The sequence below is a fragment of the Oleiphilus sp. HI0125 genome (genome assembly GCF_001635355.1).
Genome location: NZ_LWGF01001263.1, coordinates 1 through 1,337, shown reverse-complemented (window position 1 = coordinate 1,337; position 1,337 = coordinate 1). Strand labels below are relative to the sequence as shown.

Genomic DNA, 1,337 nt, shown 5'->3' with positions numbered 1-1,337 from the left:
GAGTCATCAGATCCCTCAGCGATTACCCGTGATTACACTATTGATACGCAAAGCATTGACGGTCACTCAGCATTCATATCGATCTATGGCGGAAAAATAACAACTTACAGAAAGCTCGCGAATGCCGTTATGGCACAACTACAACGTTATGTTCCAAACTTACAAGAGGAATGGACAGAGCGACATCCACTAATAGGCAATTCAAAGCTTGGAATGACAAGACAAGGGATCACAGACCATCTTACAAGCCATTACCCGTGGCTCACGTCTAGCCTAGTTAGACGCTATGCATCAAGTTATGGGTTGCTAGCAGAGAATTTTTTGACTGGACGAGAAAGTATTAACGAGCTCGGTCAAGACTTCTCTAACGGCTTATATCAAGCTGAGGTAGATTACCTGATTAAAGAAGAATGGGCGCGAAATGCAAAAGATATATTATTGAGAAGAACCAAGCTCGGCTATCAGTTTTCAGATTCACAAGAGAAAACACTGCGTACTTACATTCAATCGTATCTGAATGAACCCAATATCACCCATTTAAACAGCGCTTGAGGTTAATCTAGCGCTGATGCACCTTGCTGCCTCGGCCATACAAGACTAAATTTGGCACCGCCAAGCTCTTCGCTCTTGCCAAGGAATGCTTGCCCGCCGTGCCAATACAAAATCCGACGAACAATAGATAATCCTAAGCCGTAGCCACCTGATGCCCTTGTGCGGCTATCATCTAATCTGGCAAATGGTGTAAATACAGACTCCCAATCTTCCTGAGGGATTCCTAGGCCATCATCTTCAACGTCGACCCGACACGTTTCTGAATCGCAACTAACGTTCACTTTGACTACACCCGAAGCGTAACGTGTCGCGTTACCAACCAAGTTTTGAATAGAGCGATGAATATATCGCGGTTCTATTTCGGTCTCCGCCCAGTCATCTGAATCTCGCTGAATAACTGCTTGTATATCTAGATTTGGACGCCCCACACTTTGCTCATCAACTACTTGATGGACAATATCCAACAAATTTGCCTGATGAAACGATAGTATCGGACCACCCTGCTCAAGCCTTGCGTAAGTTAAAATCTCATCAATTAGCTCATCTAACTCTTGAATGTCGCCATCGATTTCTTGCGCTTGCTTCCTAAGCGCTTCTTGATTTGGACAATCTTCAATCATTTGAACGCCAAAACGAATGCGCGCGACAGGTGTTCGCAACTCGTGCGAGACAGCGTGTATCATTTCCTTTTGTACAAGCATCAATCGCTGAATATGATCGGCCATCACGTTGAAAGCCGAGCTAAGCCTTTCAATCGCTTCACTCCCCTCGCTCACGTTCTTAAC

General features: G+C 44.9%; 2 protein-coding genes. One reads left to right on the top strand and one right to left on the bottom strand.

The annotated features are described in order from the left end of the window. Positions 1-552, top strand: a 552-nt coding sequence (locus A3762_RS21945; protein ID WP_304439316.1) for a glycerol-3-phosphate dehydrogenase C-terminal domain-containing protein, incomplete at its 5' end; no start/stop codon positions are given. Between the two features lie 2 nt (positions 553-554). On the opposite strand, the gene A3762_RS21940 is transcribed toward A3762_RS21945, so the two are convergent. After that, positions 555-1,337 (bottom strand): ATP-binding protein (locus A3762_RS21940; RefSeq protein WP_231878894.1); only part of this gene is annotated, 783 nt, incomplete at its 5' end.